At 28.1% G+C, this 14,460-nt stretch carries 11 protein-coding genes and 1 riboswitch; of the genes, 4 read left to right on the top strand and 7 right to left on the bottom strand.

Going from position 1 to position 14,460, the window contains the following annotated elements:
• Positions 1 to 118: 118 nt before the first annotated feature.
• Positions 119 to 979 (bottom strand): zinc ABC transporter substrate-binding protein, encoded by an 861-nt coding sequence (locus tag HUJ77_RS09900; RefSeq protein ID WP_291708423.1) that lies wholly within the window; start codon positions 977 to 979, stop codon positions 119 to 121.
• Positions 980 to 1,169: 190 nt separating this feature from the next.
• Here HUJ77_RS09900 and tsaE point away from each other — a divergent pair, with 190 nt between their 5' ends.
• The 3 genes from tsaE to rimI are packed head-to-tail and all read left to right on the top strand — an operon-like array spanning position 1,170 to position 2,780.
• Positions 1,170 to 1,631: a tRNA (adenosine(37)-N6)-threonylcarbamoyltransferase complex ATPase subunit type 1 TsaE gene (gene tsaE / locus HUJ77_RS09895; RefSeq protein WP_291708422.1), complete on the top strand. Its 462-nt coding sequence runs from the start codon at positions 1,170 to 1,172 to the stop codon at positions 1,629 to 1,631.
• Positions 1,628 to 2,344 (top strand): tRNA (adenosine(37)-N6)-threonylcarbamoyltransferase complex dimerization subunit type 1 TsaB, encoded by a 717-nt coding sequence (tsaB, locus tag HUJ77_RS09890; RefSeq protein ID WP_291708421.1) that lies wholly within the window; start codon positions 1,628 to 1,630, stop codon positions 2,342 to 2,344. The genes tsaE and tsaB overlap by 4 nt, the downstream gene beginning before the upstream one ends.
• Positions 2,328 to 2,780: a ribosomal protein S18-alanine N-acetyltransferase gene (rimI, locus tag HUJ77_RS09885; protein ID WP_291708420.1), complete on the top strand. Its 453-nt coding sequence runs from the start codon at positions 2,328 to 2,330 to the stop codon at positions 2,778 to 2,780. Before tsaB ends, rimI begins: the two co-directional genes overlap by 17 nt.
• A 73-nt stretch (positions 2,781 to 2,853) precedes the next feature.
• On the opposite strand, the gene HUJ77_RS09880 is transcribed toward rimI, so the two are convergent.
• The 3 genes from HUJ77_RS09880 to HUJ77_RS09870 all read right to left on the bottom strand — a co-directional run bounded on the left by HUJ77_RS09880 (position 2,854) and on the right by HUJ77_RS09870 (position 7,753).
• Positions 2,854 to 4,233 (bottom strand): MATE family efflux transporter, encoded by a 1,380-nt coding sequence (locus tag HUJ77_RS09880; RefSeq protein ID WP_291708419.1) that lies wholly within the window; start codon positions 4,231 to 4,233, stop codon positions 2,854 to 2,856.
• A 378-nt stretch (positions 4,234 to 4,611) separates the two neighbouring features.
• On the bottom strand, positions 4,612 to 5,217 hold the full coding sequence (locus HUJ77_RS09875; protein ID WP_291708418.1) for an ECF transporter S component: 606 nt from the start codon (positions 5,215 to 5,217) through the stop codon (positions 4,612 to 4,614).
• A gap of 193 nt (positions 5,218 to 5,410) precedes the next feature.
• Positions 5,411 to 5,527: riboswitch (FMN riboswitch) on the bottom strand.
• 51 nt (positions 5,528 to 5,578) lie between these two features.
• Positions 5,579 to 7,753, bottom strand: coding sequence for a Tex family protein (locus HUJ77_RS09870; RefSeq protein WP_291708417.1), 2,175 nt, complete (start codon positions 7,751 to 7,753; stop codon positions 5,579 to 5,581).
• A 552-nt stretch (positions 7,754 to 8,305) separates the two neighbouring features.
• Between HUJ77_RS09870 and HUJ77_RS09865 the strand changes: the two genes are divergently transcribed.
• On the top strand, positions 8,306 to 9,661 hold the full coding sequence (locus HUJ77_RS09865; RefSeq protein ID WP_291708416.1) for a M28 family metallopeptidase: 1,356 nt from the start codon (positions 8,306 to 8,308) through the stop codon (positions 9,659 to 9,661).
• Positions 9,662 to 9,695: 34 nt separating this feature from the next.
• Here the strand turns inward: HUJ77_RS09865 and prfB are convergent.
• The 3 genes from prfB to raiA all read right to left on the bottom strand — a co-directional run bounded on the left by prfB (position 9,696) and on the right by raiA (position 14,268).
• Positions 9,696 to 10,797 (bottom strand): peptide chain release factor 2 gene (prfB, locus tag HUJ77_RS09860; RefSeq protein WP_366033200.1). Its coding sequence is split into 2 segments (ribosomal slippage): positions 9,696 to 10,718 and positions 10,720 to 10,797, totalling 1,101 coding nucleotides; the frame shifts between segments, so codons are not numbered across the junction.
• Between the two features lie 219 nt (positions 10,798 to 11,016).
• A complete protein-coding gene (secA, locus tag HUJ77_RS09855) occupies positions 11,017 to 13,530 on the bottom strand; it encodes a preprotein translocase subunit SecA (protein ID WP_291708414.1) in 2,514 nt (837 codons plus the stop codon).
• A gap of 192 nt (positions 13,531 to 13,722) precedes the next feature.
• Complete coding sequence (gene raiA, locus HUJ77_RS09850) at positions 13,723 to 14,268, bottom strand: ribosome-associated translation inhibitor RaiA (protein WP_291708413.1); 546 nt, start codon at positions 14,266 to 14,268, stop codon at positions 13,723 to 13,725.
• Positions 14,269 to 14,460 lie beyond the last annotated feature (192 nt).

The raw sequence follows: 14,460 nt of genomic DNA, 5'->3' as shown, positions 1-14,460 counted from the left end.
TCGAACCCACAACCAACGGTTTTGGAGACCGCTACTCTACCAATTGAGCTATACCCCTTTACGTGACAATAAATATTATAACTTATGTATATCTAAAAATCAACTACTAATATTACTTTTATTTTTTTAATTCCTCAAGAATATTAATAACATTTTCAGTTAATACATTTATTTCACCTTCAGAGCTTAGACCAATATAACTATATTCTTTTTTCATTTTACTCTTTAACTCATTTAAATTATCAACATCTTTGTCGTAAATAAATATATTTTTAGTTAATTCTTCATCTATTTCTTCATCAGTATCCTTTAGTTTAATTATTTGAATACCTAAATCTCTAAATAAATAATCAAACTTATCTGTATTAGTAAATATTTTATAATCCTTATATTTACTTAATTCTTCTTTAGATTCACTTAAGAACTTATCTAGTTCTTCAGTTACTTTCTTATAATTCTCTTCATAAAAACTTCTATTTTTAATATCTCTTTCTTGTAATGAAGTTTTTATATTGTACAATGCTATTTTATATTCATTAAATCCTAATAAATAATATGGATTTTCTTCACTTTCCCTTGATAAAGCCTTTAAAATAGTTCTTATTCCTCTACTAGCATTTATAACTCCTACATTAGAATTTTTGGAATTATCTAATACAACATTTATCCACTTCTCATAACCTAAACCATTATATATAAACAGGTCCATATTTAATACATTATTTATAGTATTTTCACTTATATTAAAATCTTTCATTTCCTTTTCACTAGTAAATAAATACTCTACACTATGTTTATCTAAGGTTAAAGCTTTAACCATGTTATACATTTCTTTATTTACTGTTAATATATTTAAATAAGTATCTCTTTCTTCATCTAACTCATCTGTTGGATTTGCCATAAGAGGATTATAGGAAAATGTTAATCCAAAAAATAATATAGAAGTAAAAATAACTAAAGCATATGTTAACTTCTTCATGTTAATATCCTCCTGAAAATTATAATAATCTAATTATATATCTATTGTATCTTATCATGAGTAAAAAAGAATTACAAATCTTTTACATATTAGTGACAAGTTAAATTATGTATATATTTTTACCTTTCCTTTTTTCTTCATTTTAGATAGAATATATATTAGTATAAATTCCTTGGAAAGGAGATTTCAAATGAATTTTAATGTTAATAATATAGAAGAAACAACTAATCTTGGATTTGCTATAGGTAAATTATTAAATCCTGGTGATATAGTTTGTTTAACTGGAGATTTAGGAACGGGAAAAACTCATATAACTAAAGGAATAGCAAAAGGTTTAGATATAAATGAATATATTACTAGTCCAACTTTTACTATAGTTAATGAATATGATTCAGGTAGAATTAAATTATATCATTTCGATGTTTATAGAGTAAGTGATCCTGATGAAATTTATGCTATAGGCTTTGATGATTATATTTTTTCAAATGGAGTTTCTATAATCGAATGGGCTAATTACATTGAAGAAATATTACCTAATGAATACTTACATATACTAATAGAAAAAGACTTATCTAAAGGAGAAAATTATAGAAATATTACTATTACTCCTTACGGTGAAAGATATAATTATATAAAGGAGTTAAACTTATGATAGTTTTAAGTGTAGATTCAGCCTCAAAAGTAACTACTGCCGCTCTTTTGGATGAAAATAATTTAATTGCAGAATACACAATTAATAATAAATTAGAGCATTCAACTTTAATTATGGATATAGTTGATAAACTTTTAAAGGACTCTAGCCTAGATATTGATGATGTAGATGGATTTGTAGTTTCAAAAGGTCCAGGTTCCTTTACTGGATTAAGAATCGGAATGGCTACTGTAAAGGGCTTAAGCTTTGGTTCAAATAAACCTTACATAAGCATATCTAGTTTAGATGCCCTTGCTTATTCTCTTGTAAACTTTAATGGAATAATATGTCCAATAATGGATGCCTTAAGAAGCAGTGTTTATACATGCCTTTATAAAGGAAATAATGGAAGTTTAGAAAAATTAATAGACTATTCAGCTTTAGAATTAGATGAATTAATAGATTTATTAAAAGAAAAAGGTGAAGATGTTATTTTTACTGGAGATGCAGTAAATAAACATAAGGATTATTTATTAGAACATTTGCCTAATGCTATTTTTGCTCCAAATCATCTAAGTATTATAAGAGCTTCTTCCTTAGGAGAATTAGGCATAAAAATGTTATTAAATAATGAACAAGATGATTTAAATTCATCTCCATTTTATTTAAAGAAGCCTCAAGCACAGAGAGAATTAGAAAAAAGGTTAGCATTAAAAAATGAAAATAACTTATAATTTAATGACTGATAAAGATGTTAAAGGAATCTTTGATATATCAACTTCTTCCTTTTCTACACCTTGGAGCATAGAATCAATTAAAAGGGAATTAAATAATCCTTTAGCAAAATATATAGTTGCTAAAGATGAGAATGCAAATTCAGTTATTGGTTTTGTTGGTGTATGGATAGTAGTTGGAGAAGCAAGCATAACTAATATAGCTGTAGAGCCTAACTATAGGAAGCATGGAATTGGTTATAAATTATTAGATTCCTTAATTAATTTATGTAATGATTTAAACTGCACTTTAATAAATCTAGAAGTCCGTGCTTCAAATTATGCTGCTCAAGGTCTATATAAAAAAAGTGGATTTACAGTTGATGGTCTTAGAAAAGGCTATTATGAAGACAACAAAGAAGATGCTATCCTAATGACAAAATACTTAAATATTTAATATAATAAAAAAAGATGCTAGTTGTGATATATTAATTTTAAAATCACATAGCATCTTTTTTATTTATGTTTTTCTAACTAACTTCTTCTAATAATGCATTATCAATTTTTACGTCTTTTTTGGTCATAAATTTAATTAATATAATCCCAGTTATTAGTGATGCAATTAAATCACTTAATGGTTGAGCTATCCAAACTCCATTTACTCCTAAGCCAAACGTTCTTGGTAAAATCGTAATAAATGGAATTAGTAATATAACTTGTCTTAATAAACTTAGAATCATTGCTGTTTTTGCTTCGCCAATTGATTGAATATAGTTTGATCCTGTAATTGATATTACAGCTACTGGTAACATCATTAAGTATATTCTTAATCCCTTAACAGAAACATCCATAAACTTTGGATCCTTATTAAATATTCCTATTATAGCTTCTGGGAAGCTTTGAACTACTATAAATGCTAAAACTAATATAATAGTTGCAACTATTAAGGATAATTTGTATGCTTCTTGAGCTCTTTTTTCTTGTTTAGCTCCATAATTAAATCCTATTATAGGTTGAGCTCCTTGATTTATCCCAAAGATAGGCATTAAGCACATAAGACTAACAGATGATATTGTAGCCATTGCACCTATGGCAATATCTGTTCCAAAAGTTTTAAGTACGTTATTAGCAATTACTTGAACTAAGCTAGCAGCAATTTGCATAGCAAATGGTGATACACCTATTGCTAATATGCTTAATACTATACTTTTATTTAATCTTAAATTTGATTTCTTAAGCTCTAAGTTAGATTTACCGCTTACATAATATCTAATAGCTATTAAAACTGTTACTAATTGTGAGATTATAGTTGCTATAGCAGCTCCTTGAATACCCATATTAAACACAAAAATAAATATAGCATCTAATACTATATTAGTTAAGCATCCAACAACCATGCTTGTAGCTGCAAGTTTTGGGTTTCCGTCACCTCTAATAGTGTTATTTAAAGTAAATCCCACTACATTAAATACTGTTCCTAATAAAATTATGTAGATATATGATTTAGCATAATATAAAGTATTTTCACTTGCTCCAAATTTAGTTAAAATAAAATCTCCAAAAGCAATTCCAATTATAGTTAGGAATACTGCAATTATTATAGATAGGGTTATAGCATTTCCTATTACCTTCTCTGCATCATCTTTTTTACCTTGTCCCATTTTAATTGAAATGGTGGTAGTTGCACCTATGCCCACTAACATACAAAATCCTAAAACAATAGTAGTTATAGGTAATGTTACACCTACACCTGTAATAGCTAATGAGCCTACCCCCGGAATATTTCCTATAAATATTCTATCTACTACATTATATAAAGCATTAACTAACATACCAATAATAGCTGGTACTGAATATTTTAATAGTAATTTACTTATCTTTTCTTTTGCCAATAATTCTTGTGTACTCATTAAATTACAATCCTCCTATATAAACTTTTTTAATTGCTCTGCTGTTGTACCCTTATCAATTTTTAAATTTAGTGCTAAGTCCTCTTGCCTTACTCAATCTTTTTTATATAACTCCATAAAAAAATTAAATTGCCCATATCCTAATCATAAATGGAATAACTCCTTTTTAAAAAATATATTCCCCATTCTTTGAATTTCTGATATATATTTAGCTATATTTTCACACTCTAAATCTTTCATAGCAAGCTCCTAAATAACTAAATTGAATACTTTTAATATATAATAATATAGTTGCATTCGCAACCATATTATTATAGCATATTAAAAATAAATTTAAATATAAAAAAGAGCTGTATAAACAGCTCTAAATTCTATCTTCTATTTAAATGGAACTAATATTCCTTTTCTTCTACTACTTAAATTTGAATCTACATGGAAAATTGATAATGACACTTTCTTATATAAAACATAAGTTATTCCACATACCATTATAGATTTTATACCATTGAATGGTAAAAGACCTATAGTTACATATTGAATTGTTTCGCTTGGCGCCATTTTCATTCCGTATGCTGGTAATAGGAAGTATACATTAGCTATAATTGCTATGATTTCCATACTTATAGTTCCTAATATCATTCCAAGTAAAGCTGATTTCTTGCCCTTATTTTTGTTATAAACCCATGCTGCTGGAGCAACTAGAGAAACTCCTACTATAAAATTAGCCATTTCTCCAACAAAACCTGTTCCTGTTCCTTTAACAATTAAAATCAATAGATTTTTTAGTAATTCCACTAATACCCCTGCCATAGGTCCAAAAGCAAAAGCTCCCATAAGTGCTGGAATATCGCTTAAGTCAATTTTAAGCCATGGAAATGGTAAAAAAGGTATTGGAAAATCGAAATACATAAGTACCACTGCTATGGCACCTAAAAGTGAAATTTTAATAAATTTGTTTAGATTTTTGTTTTGTTGATTGTTCATTTTAATTCCTCCCAAAAGATATCCCCTGGGGCATGGGTTAGTTACTTAACTCTGATAGTAATTTAACAACTTTCTTTATAATTTTACATATTTCACATAAATAAAAAAATCCCTAATGTAAAATCACATCAGGGATTAAAAATCATAAGAAATAAGATTTGCTAAATTAAATACATAATAAGCATATCTAACACCTTACCTTCTTTCATCCAGACTATACTGTCGGCCTCGGAGTTTCACCGAATCATGCTAAAACTAGCGCGCGGGCTATACCGCCGGTGGGGAATTACGCCCCGCCCTGAAGATAATTTATTTATATTATTATTATATTCCTATTTATAATTAGTTGCAAGTAAATTTTTTAACAATCTTCTTCCTTTATTCCTTTCATAGATAAGGATATTCTATTTCTTTTGCTATCTACTTCAAGAATTTTCACTTTTACTATATCTCCAACTTTAACTATATCTAAAGGATGCTTTACAAACCTATCTGCCATTTGACTTTTGTGAACTAATCCATCCTGATGAACTCCAATGTCTACAAAGGCTCCAAAGTCTGATACATTTCTTACGGTTCCCATTAATACCATACCTTCACTTAAGTCTTTTAAATCTATTACACCAGTTTTTAAAATAGGCTTTGGCATCTCATCTCTAATATCTCTTCCGGGCTTTTTAAGTTCTTTAATAATATCTCCTAAAGTAAGCTCTCCTATATCTAAATCTTTAGATATATTTTTCACTCCTTTTTCCTTAACTCTTTCATCTATATCATTAAGATTATTTTCTTTTAAGTCATTACTACTATAATTTAGTAAAGCTATTAAATTTCTTGCTACATCATAGGATTCTGGATGCACTGATGTATTATCTAGTGGTTCTTTACTTTCCATAACTCTCAAAAATCCTGCACACTGTTCGTAAGCCTTCTGTCCAAGTCTCTTTACTTTTAAAAGTTCTTTTCTGCTTTTAAATCCACCAACTTCATCTCTATAAAGAACAATATTATTAGCTATACTTGAATTAATACCTGCTATATAAGTAAGTAATGATGGTGTTGCAGTATTTAAATCTACTCCCACCTTATTTACTGAATCTTCTACTACTCCAGTTAGTGATTCATCTAGCTTTTTAGGTGTAACATCATGTTGATATTGACCAACACCTAAGGCTTTTGGATCTATTTTTACTAGTTCTGCCATAGGATCTTGCAATCTTCTACCAATTGATATAGCTCCTCTAACAGTAACATCTAAATCTGGATATTCCTTAGTTGCAAGCTCTGAAGCTGAATATACTGATGCTCCCGCTTCTGATACTATTACATAAGAAACCTCTTTACCAGTTTCTTTTTTTATTTCTGATATTACTTCTGATATTACTTCTTCAGACTCTCTAGATGCAGTTCCATTTCCTAATGAAATTACTTCTACATTATGTTTATTAATTAATTTTTTTAATACTTCTTTAGTTTCTTTTACTTTATTTTGTGGTGCTGTTGGATATACTGTAGTATTTTCTAAGAATCTTCCTCTACTATCTAATACAGCTATTTTACATCCTGTTCTAAATCCTGGGTCATATCCAATTACAACCTTCCCCTTAATAGGTGGCTGCATAAGTAATGACTTTAAGTTTTCTTTAAATATTTTTATTGCTCCATCTTCACCCTTATCTGTTAATTCATTTCTAACTTCTCTTTCTATAGATGGATATATTAATCTTTTTAATGAATCTTTAATTGCAATTTTTAAATATTCATCAGTAGTATTATTTCCTTTTAATATTTCTTTCTCTAGATAAGATATTATCTTATCTTCATTAACAGTTATCTTAACATTTAAGACTTTTTCCTTTTCACCTCTATTTATAGCTAAAATTCTATGAGGTGGTATTTTAAATACATCTTCGCTATATTCATAATACATTTCAAAAGGAGTATGTTCATCACTTTGTCCCTTTGATTCAATTTTACCTTCTTTAAATACTAAACTTCTTATCCATTTTCTATATTTAGCTTCATCTGATATTGATTCAGCAATAATATCTAAAGCTCCATTTATAGCATCTTCTTCAGTAATTACTTTCTTTTCTTCGTCTATATAATTTCTAGCTTCTTCTTTTATATCACCTTTAAATTGTCCAGATAAAATAAGCTCTGCCATAGGCTTTAATCCCTTTTCTAAGGCAATTGTTGCTCTTGTTCTTTTCTTTTGTTTATAAGGTCTATAAATATCTTCAACTTCTGTTAAAGTTAAAGCCTTTTCTAAAGATTTTTGAATCTCCTCTGTTAATTTACCTTGTTCATCTATAAGTCTTAATACATCTTCTTTTCTTTCTTTTAAATTTCTAAGATAAATTAATCTATCTTGAAATTTTCTTAAGACTTCGTCACTTAATGCTCCAGTTTGTTCTTTTCTGTATCTAGAAATAAATGGAACAGTATTGCCATCATCAAGTAATGTAATAACATTATTTACTTGAGTTAAACTTATTCCAAGTTCCTCTGCTATTCTTCCTACTATATCAACCATAGGTTTCCTCCTAAAAAAAATCATACTATTATTATAATACAATTTTATGTTTTTATATATTGTCATCTTGATATTATGTAAAATTAAGTATATAATTATAATTGTAAAAATTTTACAGTAGGGTGATGTTATGAATAGACTTTCTATATTTATTAATAAAATAATTAACATACTTCTCGTATTTTTCATAATTATTATTATTTTAAATCAATACTATATAATAGAATTTTCAAATACTCTTAAATATATACTTTACTTCTTAACTTTAATTTTAATTCTTATTTCTTCTACTAAAGAAATAATAGTTAGCAAATCAACCTTAACAAAATTTATAAATTGTATAATTTTGTTTAGCTTTATTGTTGGAGGAGTTTTCTCTATACTTTCTAATAAAGTAAATACTTCAATTTATATATGTATATTATTTTCCTTTACAAATGGATTTATTGATCTTATATATAAGAAAGCTTAATCTTTTTAAAATTTATATTTGTTATATTTTAAAGCCTTAATTAATAGTATTAACTATAACTATTTTTTGAGGTATTTTTTATGAAGAAAAAATTAATTTATTATGTATCACTAGTTATTACAATTGTTTTATTATCTCTATCATTATTTTCAAATTTTACATATTCACCATTTAACGCTGATAATGTAAAGAAACGTATAGCTATACTATCCTCAGAAACATATGCTGGTAGACTTGCTGGTAGCAAAGAAAATTCTTTAGTTGAAGAATTACTAAGAATAAACTTTCAAGATAATAAACTTACTCCACTTAATGATAGCTATAAGGAAAGCTTTAAAGTTATTTCTCCAGTAAATAATAATAGTACTCCTTATTTAAAAATTTCTTATGATGATGGATATGAAGAAAATCTAAAATATGGTGTTGATTTTAAGGAAGATATGATTAATTTCAAAAATACAAAAGTAACCTTTTCTAACGAAGATAAAATAACTATATTTTCTAATTACATTGAAGTAAACACTAAGGATGGGAAATTTCTTTTTCATTTAGCTCCTAATAATGATTTTTCCTTTAGAAGTTCATTTATAACTGATTTTCCTTATGATATGCTGATATTAATAAATACTGACAGCTATAATAAACTCATAAGTTCTTTACGAGATGGAGCTGAAATCTCTATTAATATTCCTTTTTCTACAGAGGAAAAGGAAATATTTAATATAGTTGGAGTTATTGAAGGAACATCTAAATCTCTTCCTCCATTAGTTTTAACTGCTCACTTTGATCATTTAGGTGCAGATGCTCTTAATAATATTTATGGAGGAGCATTAGATAATGCTTCTGGAACATCTTTTTTACTTGAACTTGGAAGATCTCTTGCAACCTATGGTAAGCCAAAAAGAGATATAATTTTTGTTGCTTTAAATGCTGAAGAATTTGGTCTTTTAGGTTCTAAAGCCTTTGCAGAAAAAAACTTAAGCAAATTAAAAGACGCTGAAGTTATTAACTTTGATATGATTGGAAGTGATGGTTTTCCACTTACTTTAATGTTAGGTGCAGACTCTAAAGATAAAGAATCAAAACTTCTTGAATCTATTGAAAAAATAGCTAAAAAGAATAATATTTCTACAAAAGTGGCCTATGAAAATTCAAGTGATCATGCTAGTTTTAATGATTTAGGTATAGATGCCCTTAGTTTTTGTCATAGTGATTTAACTAGAATCCATACACCTAATGATACTATAGAACATATTAGCTTAAATGCAATTAATGATGCTTATAGTGTAATAGAAGATAAAATTTTTGATTCTTCCTACAGTATGACAACTAAATTTTTCTATGGTAAAACTTCAATCTTTATATTTTCAATTTTATTTGGATTCTTAGTATCTGCTCCATTTATTACTTATATGAAAAAAAGAAAAATAAATTAAAGGAGCTGCATAAAGCAGCTCCTTAAAAAACTTATTATTTATTATTTTTTAGATATGCTGTAATAAAATTATCTATTTCACCATTCATAACAGCATTTAAATTAGCAGTTTCTTCATTAGTTCTATGATCTTTAACCATATTGTATGGATGGAATACATAAGATCTTATTTGGCTTCCCCATCCCATATCTTTAAGTTCACCTGTTAAATCTTCAATCTTATCTTTATGAGCTCTTTCTTTTAACTCAATAAGCTTAGATTTAAGCATAGACATAGCCGTATCTTTATTAGAGAATTGGCTTCTCTCACTTTGACATTGAACTACTATTCCAGTTGGTAGATGTGTTATTCTAATAGCCGATTCTGTTTTATTAACATGCTGTCCCCCAGCTCCACTAGCTCTATAGGTATCTATCTTCAAGTCTTCACTTCTTATTTCAATATCTTGATCCTTAGTAAGTTCAGGCAATACTTCTACAGATGCAAAGGAAGTTTGTCTCTTACCATTTGCGTTAAATGGAGATATTCTTACAAGTCTATGTACTCCCTTTTCTGCTTTTAGATAACCATAAGCAAATTCTCCTTTTACTTCTAAAGTAACACTTTTTATTCCTGCTTCATCACCTTCTAAGTAATCAATAGTTTGAACTTTAAAGCCTTTCTTTTCGCACCATCTAGTGTACATTCTTAATAACATTTCAGTCCAATCATTGGCATCACTTCCACCTACACCTGCATGTAGTGTTAATATGGCATCATTTCTATCATATTCTCCAGATAATAATGTCTCTATTCTATATCCTTCAGTATCTTTCTCTATACTTCTTATTTCATTTATAACTTCATTAATAGAATCCTCATCATTTTCTTCTATTAATTCAGCTAATATTTCTACATCTTCAACTCTTGTAACTAATGAATCGAATTTATCTATTTTATCTTTAATTCTTTTGCTTTCCTTAGTAACTTCTTCAGCTCTCTTTACATCTTCCCAAAAGCCTTGTTCTTGCATTTGTAAGTCTAATTCTTGTATTTGTTTTTCTAATGCTTCCTTGTCAAAGAGAAGCCCTCAATTCTTCTATAAATTTCTTAATATCATTAAGCTTAGCTAATTCTGCTTCTAACTTAATTATCATAATATCACACCTTTTATAATTAATAATGCGTAATGCATAATTGCTGATGAAATTCAGTAAACTGAATTTCTTTATTATTAGTTTCTTTAGTTAAGAATGAATAGATAGGAGTTAAGGAAAAAAACTCCCAAGGGAGTTTTTTTCAATTTGTAATTTGGAACAAATTACTTCCTTAACTATTCACTATTACTTCTTACTTTTTCACTGTGCGGCAGCACATTACGCTTCTCTTCCACAGCAGTTTTTATATTTCTTTCCGCTTCCACATGGACAAGTATCATTTCTTCCAACCTTATTTTCATTTCTTACAGGTTGTTTCTTAACATCTCCTTCATCTCCACCATGGCTTGCTGAAGTTTCTTCTGCTACTCTTTCTCTTTCAACAGGTTTTTGTATTTGAATATGATATAAGTATTTAACTGTATCTAACTTTATTCCTTCTATCATTTCGTCAAACATAGCACTACCTTCCATTTGGTATGCTTGAATTGGATCCATTTGCTTATAAGCTCTAAGTCCAATTCCTTGTTTTAAGTGATCCATATTATCAATATGATCCATCCACTTTTGGTCAACTACTCTTAGAAGTATAACTCTTTCAACTTCTCTGAAGTGTTCTTCACCAAATTCTTTTTCTTTTTCATGATAGATTTTTTGTAATATATCTAATAATTTCTTTATAATTTCATCATTAGATAAGTTAGCTAAATCTTCTACCTTAACTAGTTTATGTGGTAGGCATATATCTTCTAAGTATTGAATTAATTTTTCTATTTCTACTTCTATACTATCTGTTATGTTGTCTAAATGTCCTTTAACCGCATCCGTAACTATATCTATGATCATTTCATTTATTTGATCTCTTAAATCTTTACCTTCAAGAACCTCTGATCTTTGTTTATAAATAATTTCTCTTTGCATATTCATAACATCATCATAACCTATAAGGTTCTTTCTTATATCGAAGTTATTACCTTCAACCTTCTTTTGAGCATTTTCTATTGCTTTACTTACCATTTTATGATCAATAGCTTCGTCTTCTTCTAAGCCTAATTTATCCATTACGCCTTGAATTCTCTCTGATCCAAATATTCTCATTAAATCATCTTCAAGAGAAATATAGAATACTGATTCACCTGAGTCTCCTTGACGACCTGATCTACCTCTTAACTGGTTATCTATTCTTCTAGATTCATGTCTTTCAGTACCTATAATCTTTAATCCACCAGCTTCTTTAACACCTTCACCTAACTTAATATCTGTACCTCTACCAGCCATATTAGTAGCTATTGTAACACTACCTAATTCTCCTGCATGAGATATGATTTCTGCTTCTTGTTCATGGTATTTAGCATTTAATACTTGGTGTTTGATTCCTCTCTTCTTTAATAAAGAAGATAAGTATTCTGATTTTTCTATACTTACTGTACCAACTAGTACTGGCTGACCTTTTTTATTAGATTCAATTATGTCTTCTATTATAGCGTTATATTTTCCCTTAGTATTCTTATATATTAAATCGCTTTTATCTATTCTAGCAACTTCTTTATTAGTAGGAACAACTATAACGTCTAAAGAATATATTTCTCTAAATTCATTTTCTTCTGTTAAAGCTGTACCTGTCATTCCTGATAATTTATTATACATTCTAAAGTAATTTTGGAATGTAATTGTTGCTAAAGTTTTAGATTCTCTTTCAATCTTAACTCCTTCTTTAGCTTCTATAGCTTGGTGAAGACCATCTGAATATCTTCTACCTTCCATAAGTCTACCTGTGAATTCATCAACTATGATTACTTGATCATCCTTCACCATGTAGTCTTTATCTCTCTTCATTCCATAGTTAGCTTTTAATGCTTGAGTTATATAATGTTGTAACTCTAAATGTTCAGCATCTGCATAGTTATCAAGTCCAAAAGCTTTTTCTGCCTTAGCAACCCCAGAATCAGTTAGCATTACAGAGTTAGCCTTTTCATCAATAGTATAATCAGTTTCAGCTAATAATTGCTTAACAAAATTATCTGCCACATTATAGAATTTTGTTGACTTTTCTCCAGCACCTGAAATTATAAGAGGTGTTCTTGCTTCATCTATAAGAATTGAGTCAACTTCGTCTACAACTGCAAAGTTTAATTTTCTTTGTACTTTTTCTTCTTTATAGATTACCATATTATCTCTTAAGTAATCAAAACCAAACTCATTGTTAGTTCCATAAGTTATATCTGCTGCATAAGCTGCTCTTCTTTGATCAGAATTTAAGCCATGAACTATACAACCTGTAGTTAATCCTAAGAAATTATATAATTTCCCCATCCACTCAATATCTCTTGATGCTAAGTAGTCATTAACTGTTACTAAGTGAACCCCTTCTCCTGATAGTGCATTTAAATATAACGGAAGAGTGGCAACTAAAGTTTTACCTTCCCCTGTTTTCATTTCTGCAATTCTACCTTGATGAAGAACCATTCCTCCGATAAGCTGAACTCTGTAATGCTTCATTCCTAATGTTCTCCATGCAGCTTCTCTACAAACTGCAAAAGCTTCTGGTAGTATATCATCTAAAGTTTCACCATTTTTAATTCTATTTTTAAACTCTTCAGTCTTAGCTCTAAGTTCGTCATCTGATAACTTTTGCATAGATTCATCTAATTCTTCTATTTTATCTGCAACTTTTTCTAATTTCTTAACTTCTCTTTCACTATATGATCCAAATATTTTTTCCAAAAAGCCCATTTTAATTTTCCCTTCTAATTCGTATATTTTTATGCTGATATTTTTAATATTAATATTTATATAATTACATTTATAAATTATACCATCTTAATCATAATTAATTCAACAAATATGTAACTATTTAATAAAATTATAGCTAAAAAGGGAAGTGTTTATACACTTCCCTTAGTATTTTACTCTAAATATTTAAAATTAAATGTAATCTGGTTCTAATAAACCATAATCTCCATCTTTTCTCTTATAAACAACATGCACCTTATTACCATCAAAATCTTGGAATACAAAGAAGTTATGACCAACTAACTCCATTTGAAGTATAGCTTCTTCTACTGACATAGGTTTTATACTAAATTTCTTAGTTCTAACAACCCTTCCGTTTTCTTCATCTAATACTTCTTCTTCATTTTCAAAGGCAAATTCATCTATTTGAGTAAATCTTAAAGATTCGTTATTTTTTCTAGATAATTTTGTTCTTTGCTTTCTAATTTGTCTTTCTAGTTTGTTGATAACTAAATCAATTGATTTATACATATCATCTGTTGATTCTTCTGCCCTAAGTATAACTCCATTAAAAGGTATTGTAACTTCTACCTTTTGTTTGTTCTTTTGCACTGATAGGGTAGCCTTAGCTTCAACATCAGGATTAAAATATTTCTTAACCTTAGATAATTTTTTTTCTACCATATCCTTTAATGCAGGTGTTGCTGTCGTATTTTTTGCTATTACTGAAACTCTCATAAAAGTTCATCCCCTCTCTATAAGCTTAAAGCTTAAATAGTAGCATTAATTGTTTATAGATATATTATACTCTTAGCAACTATTTTTATCAATAACATTATCCATAATTTTCAGAATGTTAACTTTTCTGATTCAAATCAATAAAAACACGCTATTATTTGCACTATTTTATTCAAAAAAAAAAAAAAAATT

The organism is Clostridium sp., from assembly GCF_021443865.1.
Taxonomy (GTDB): Bacteria; Bacillota; Clostridia; order Clostridiales; family Clostridiaceae; genus Clostridium.
This window is presented reverse-complemented; position numbering and strand designations above follow the sequence as displayed.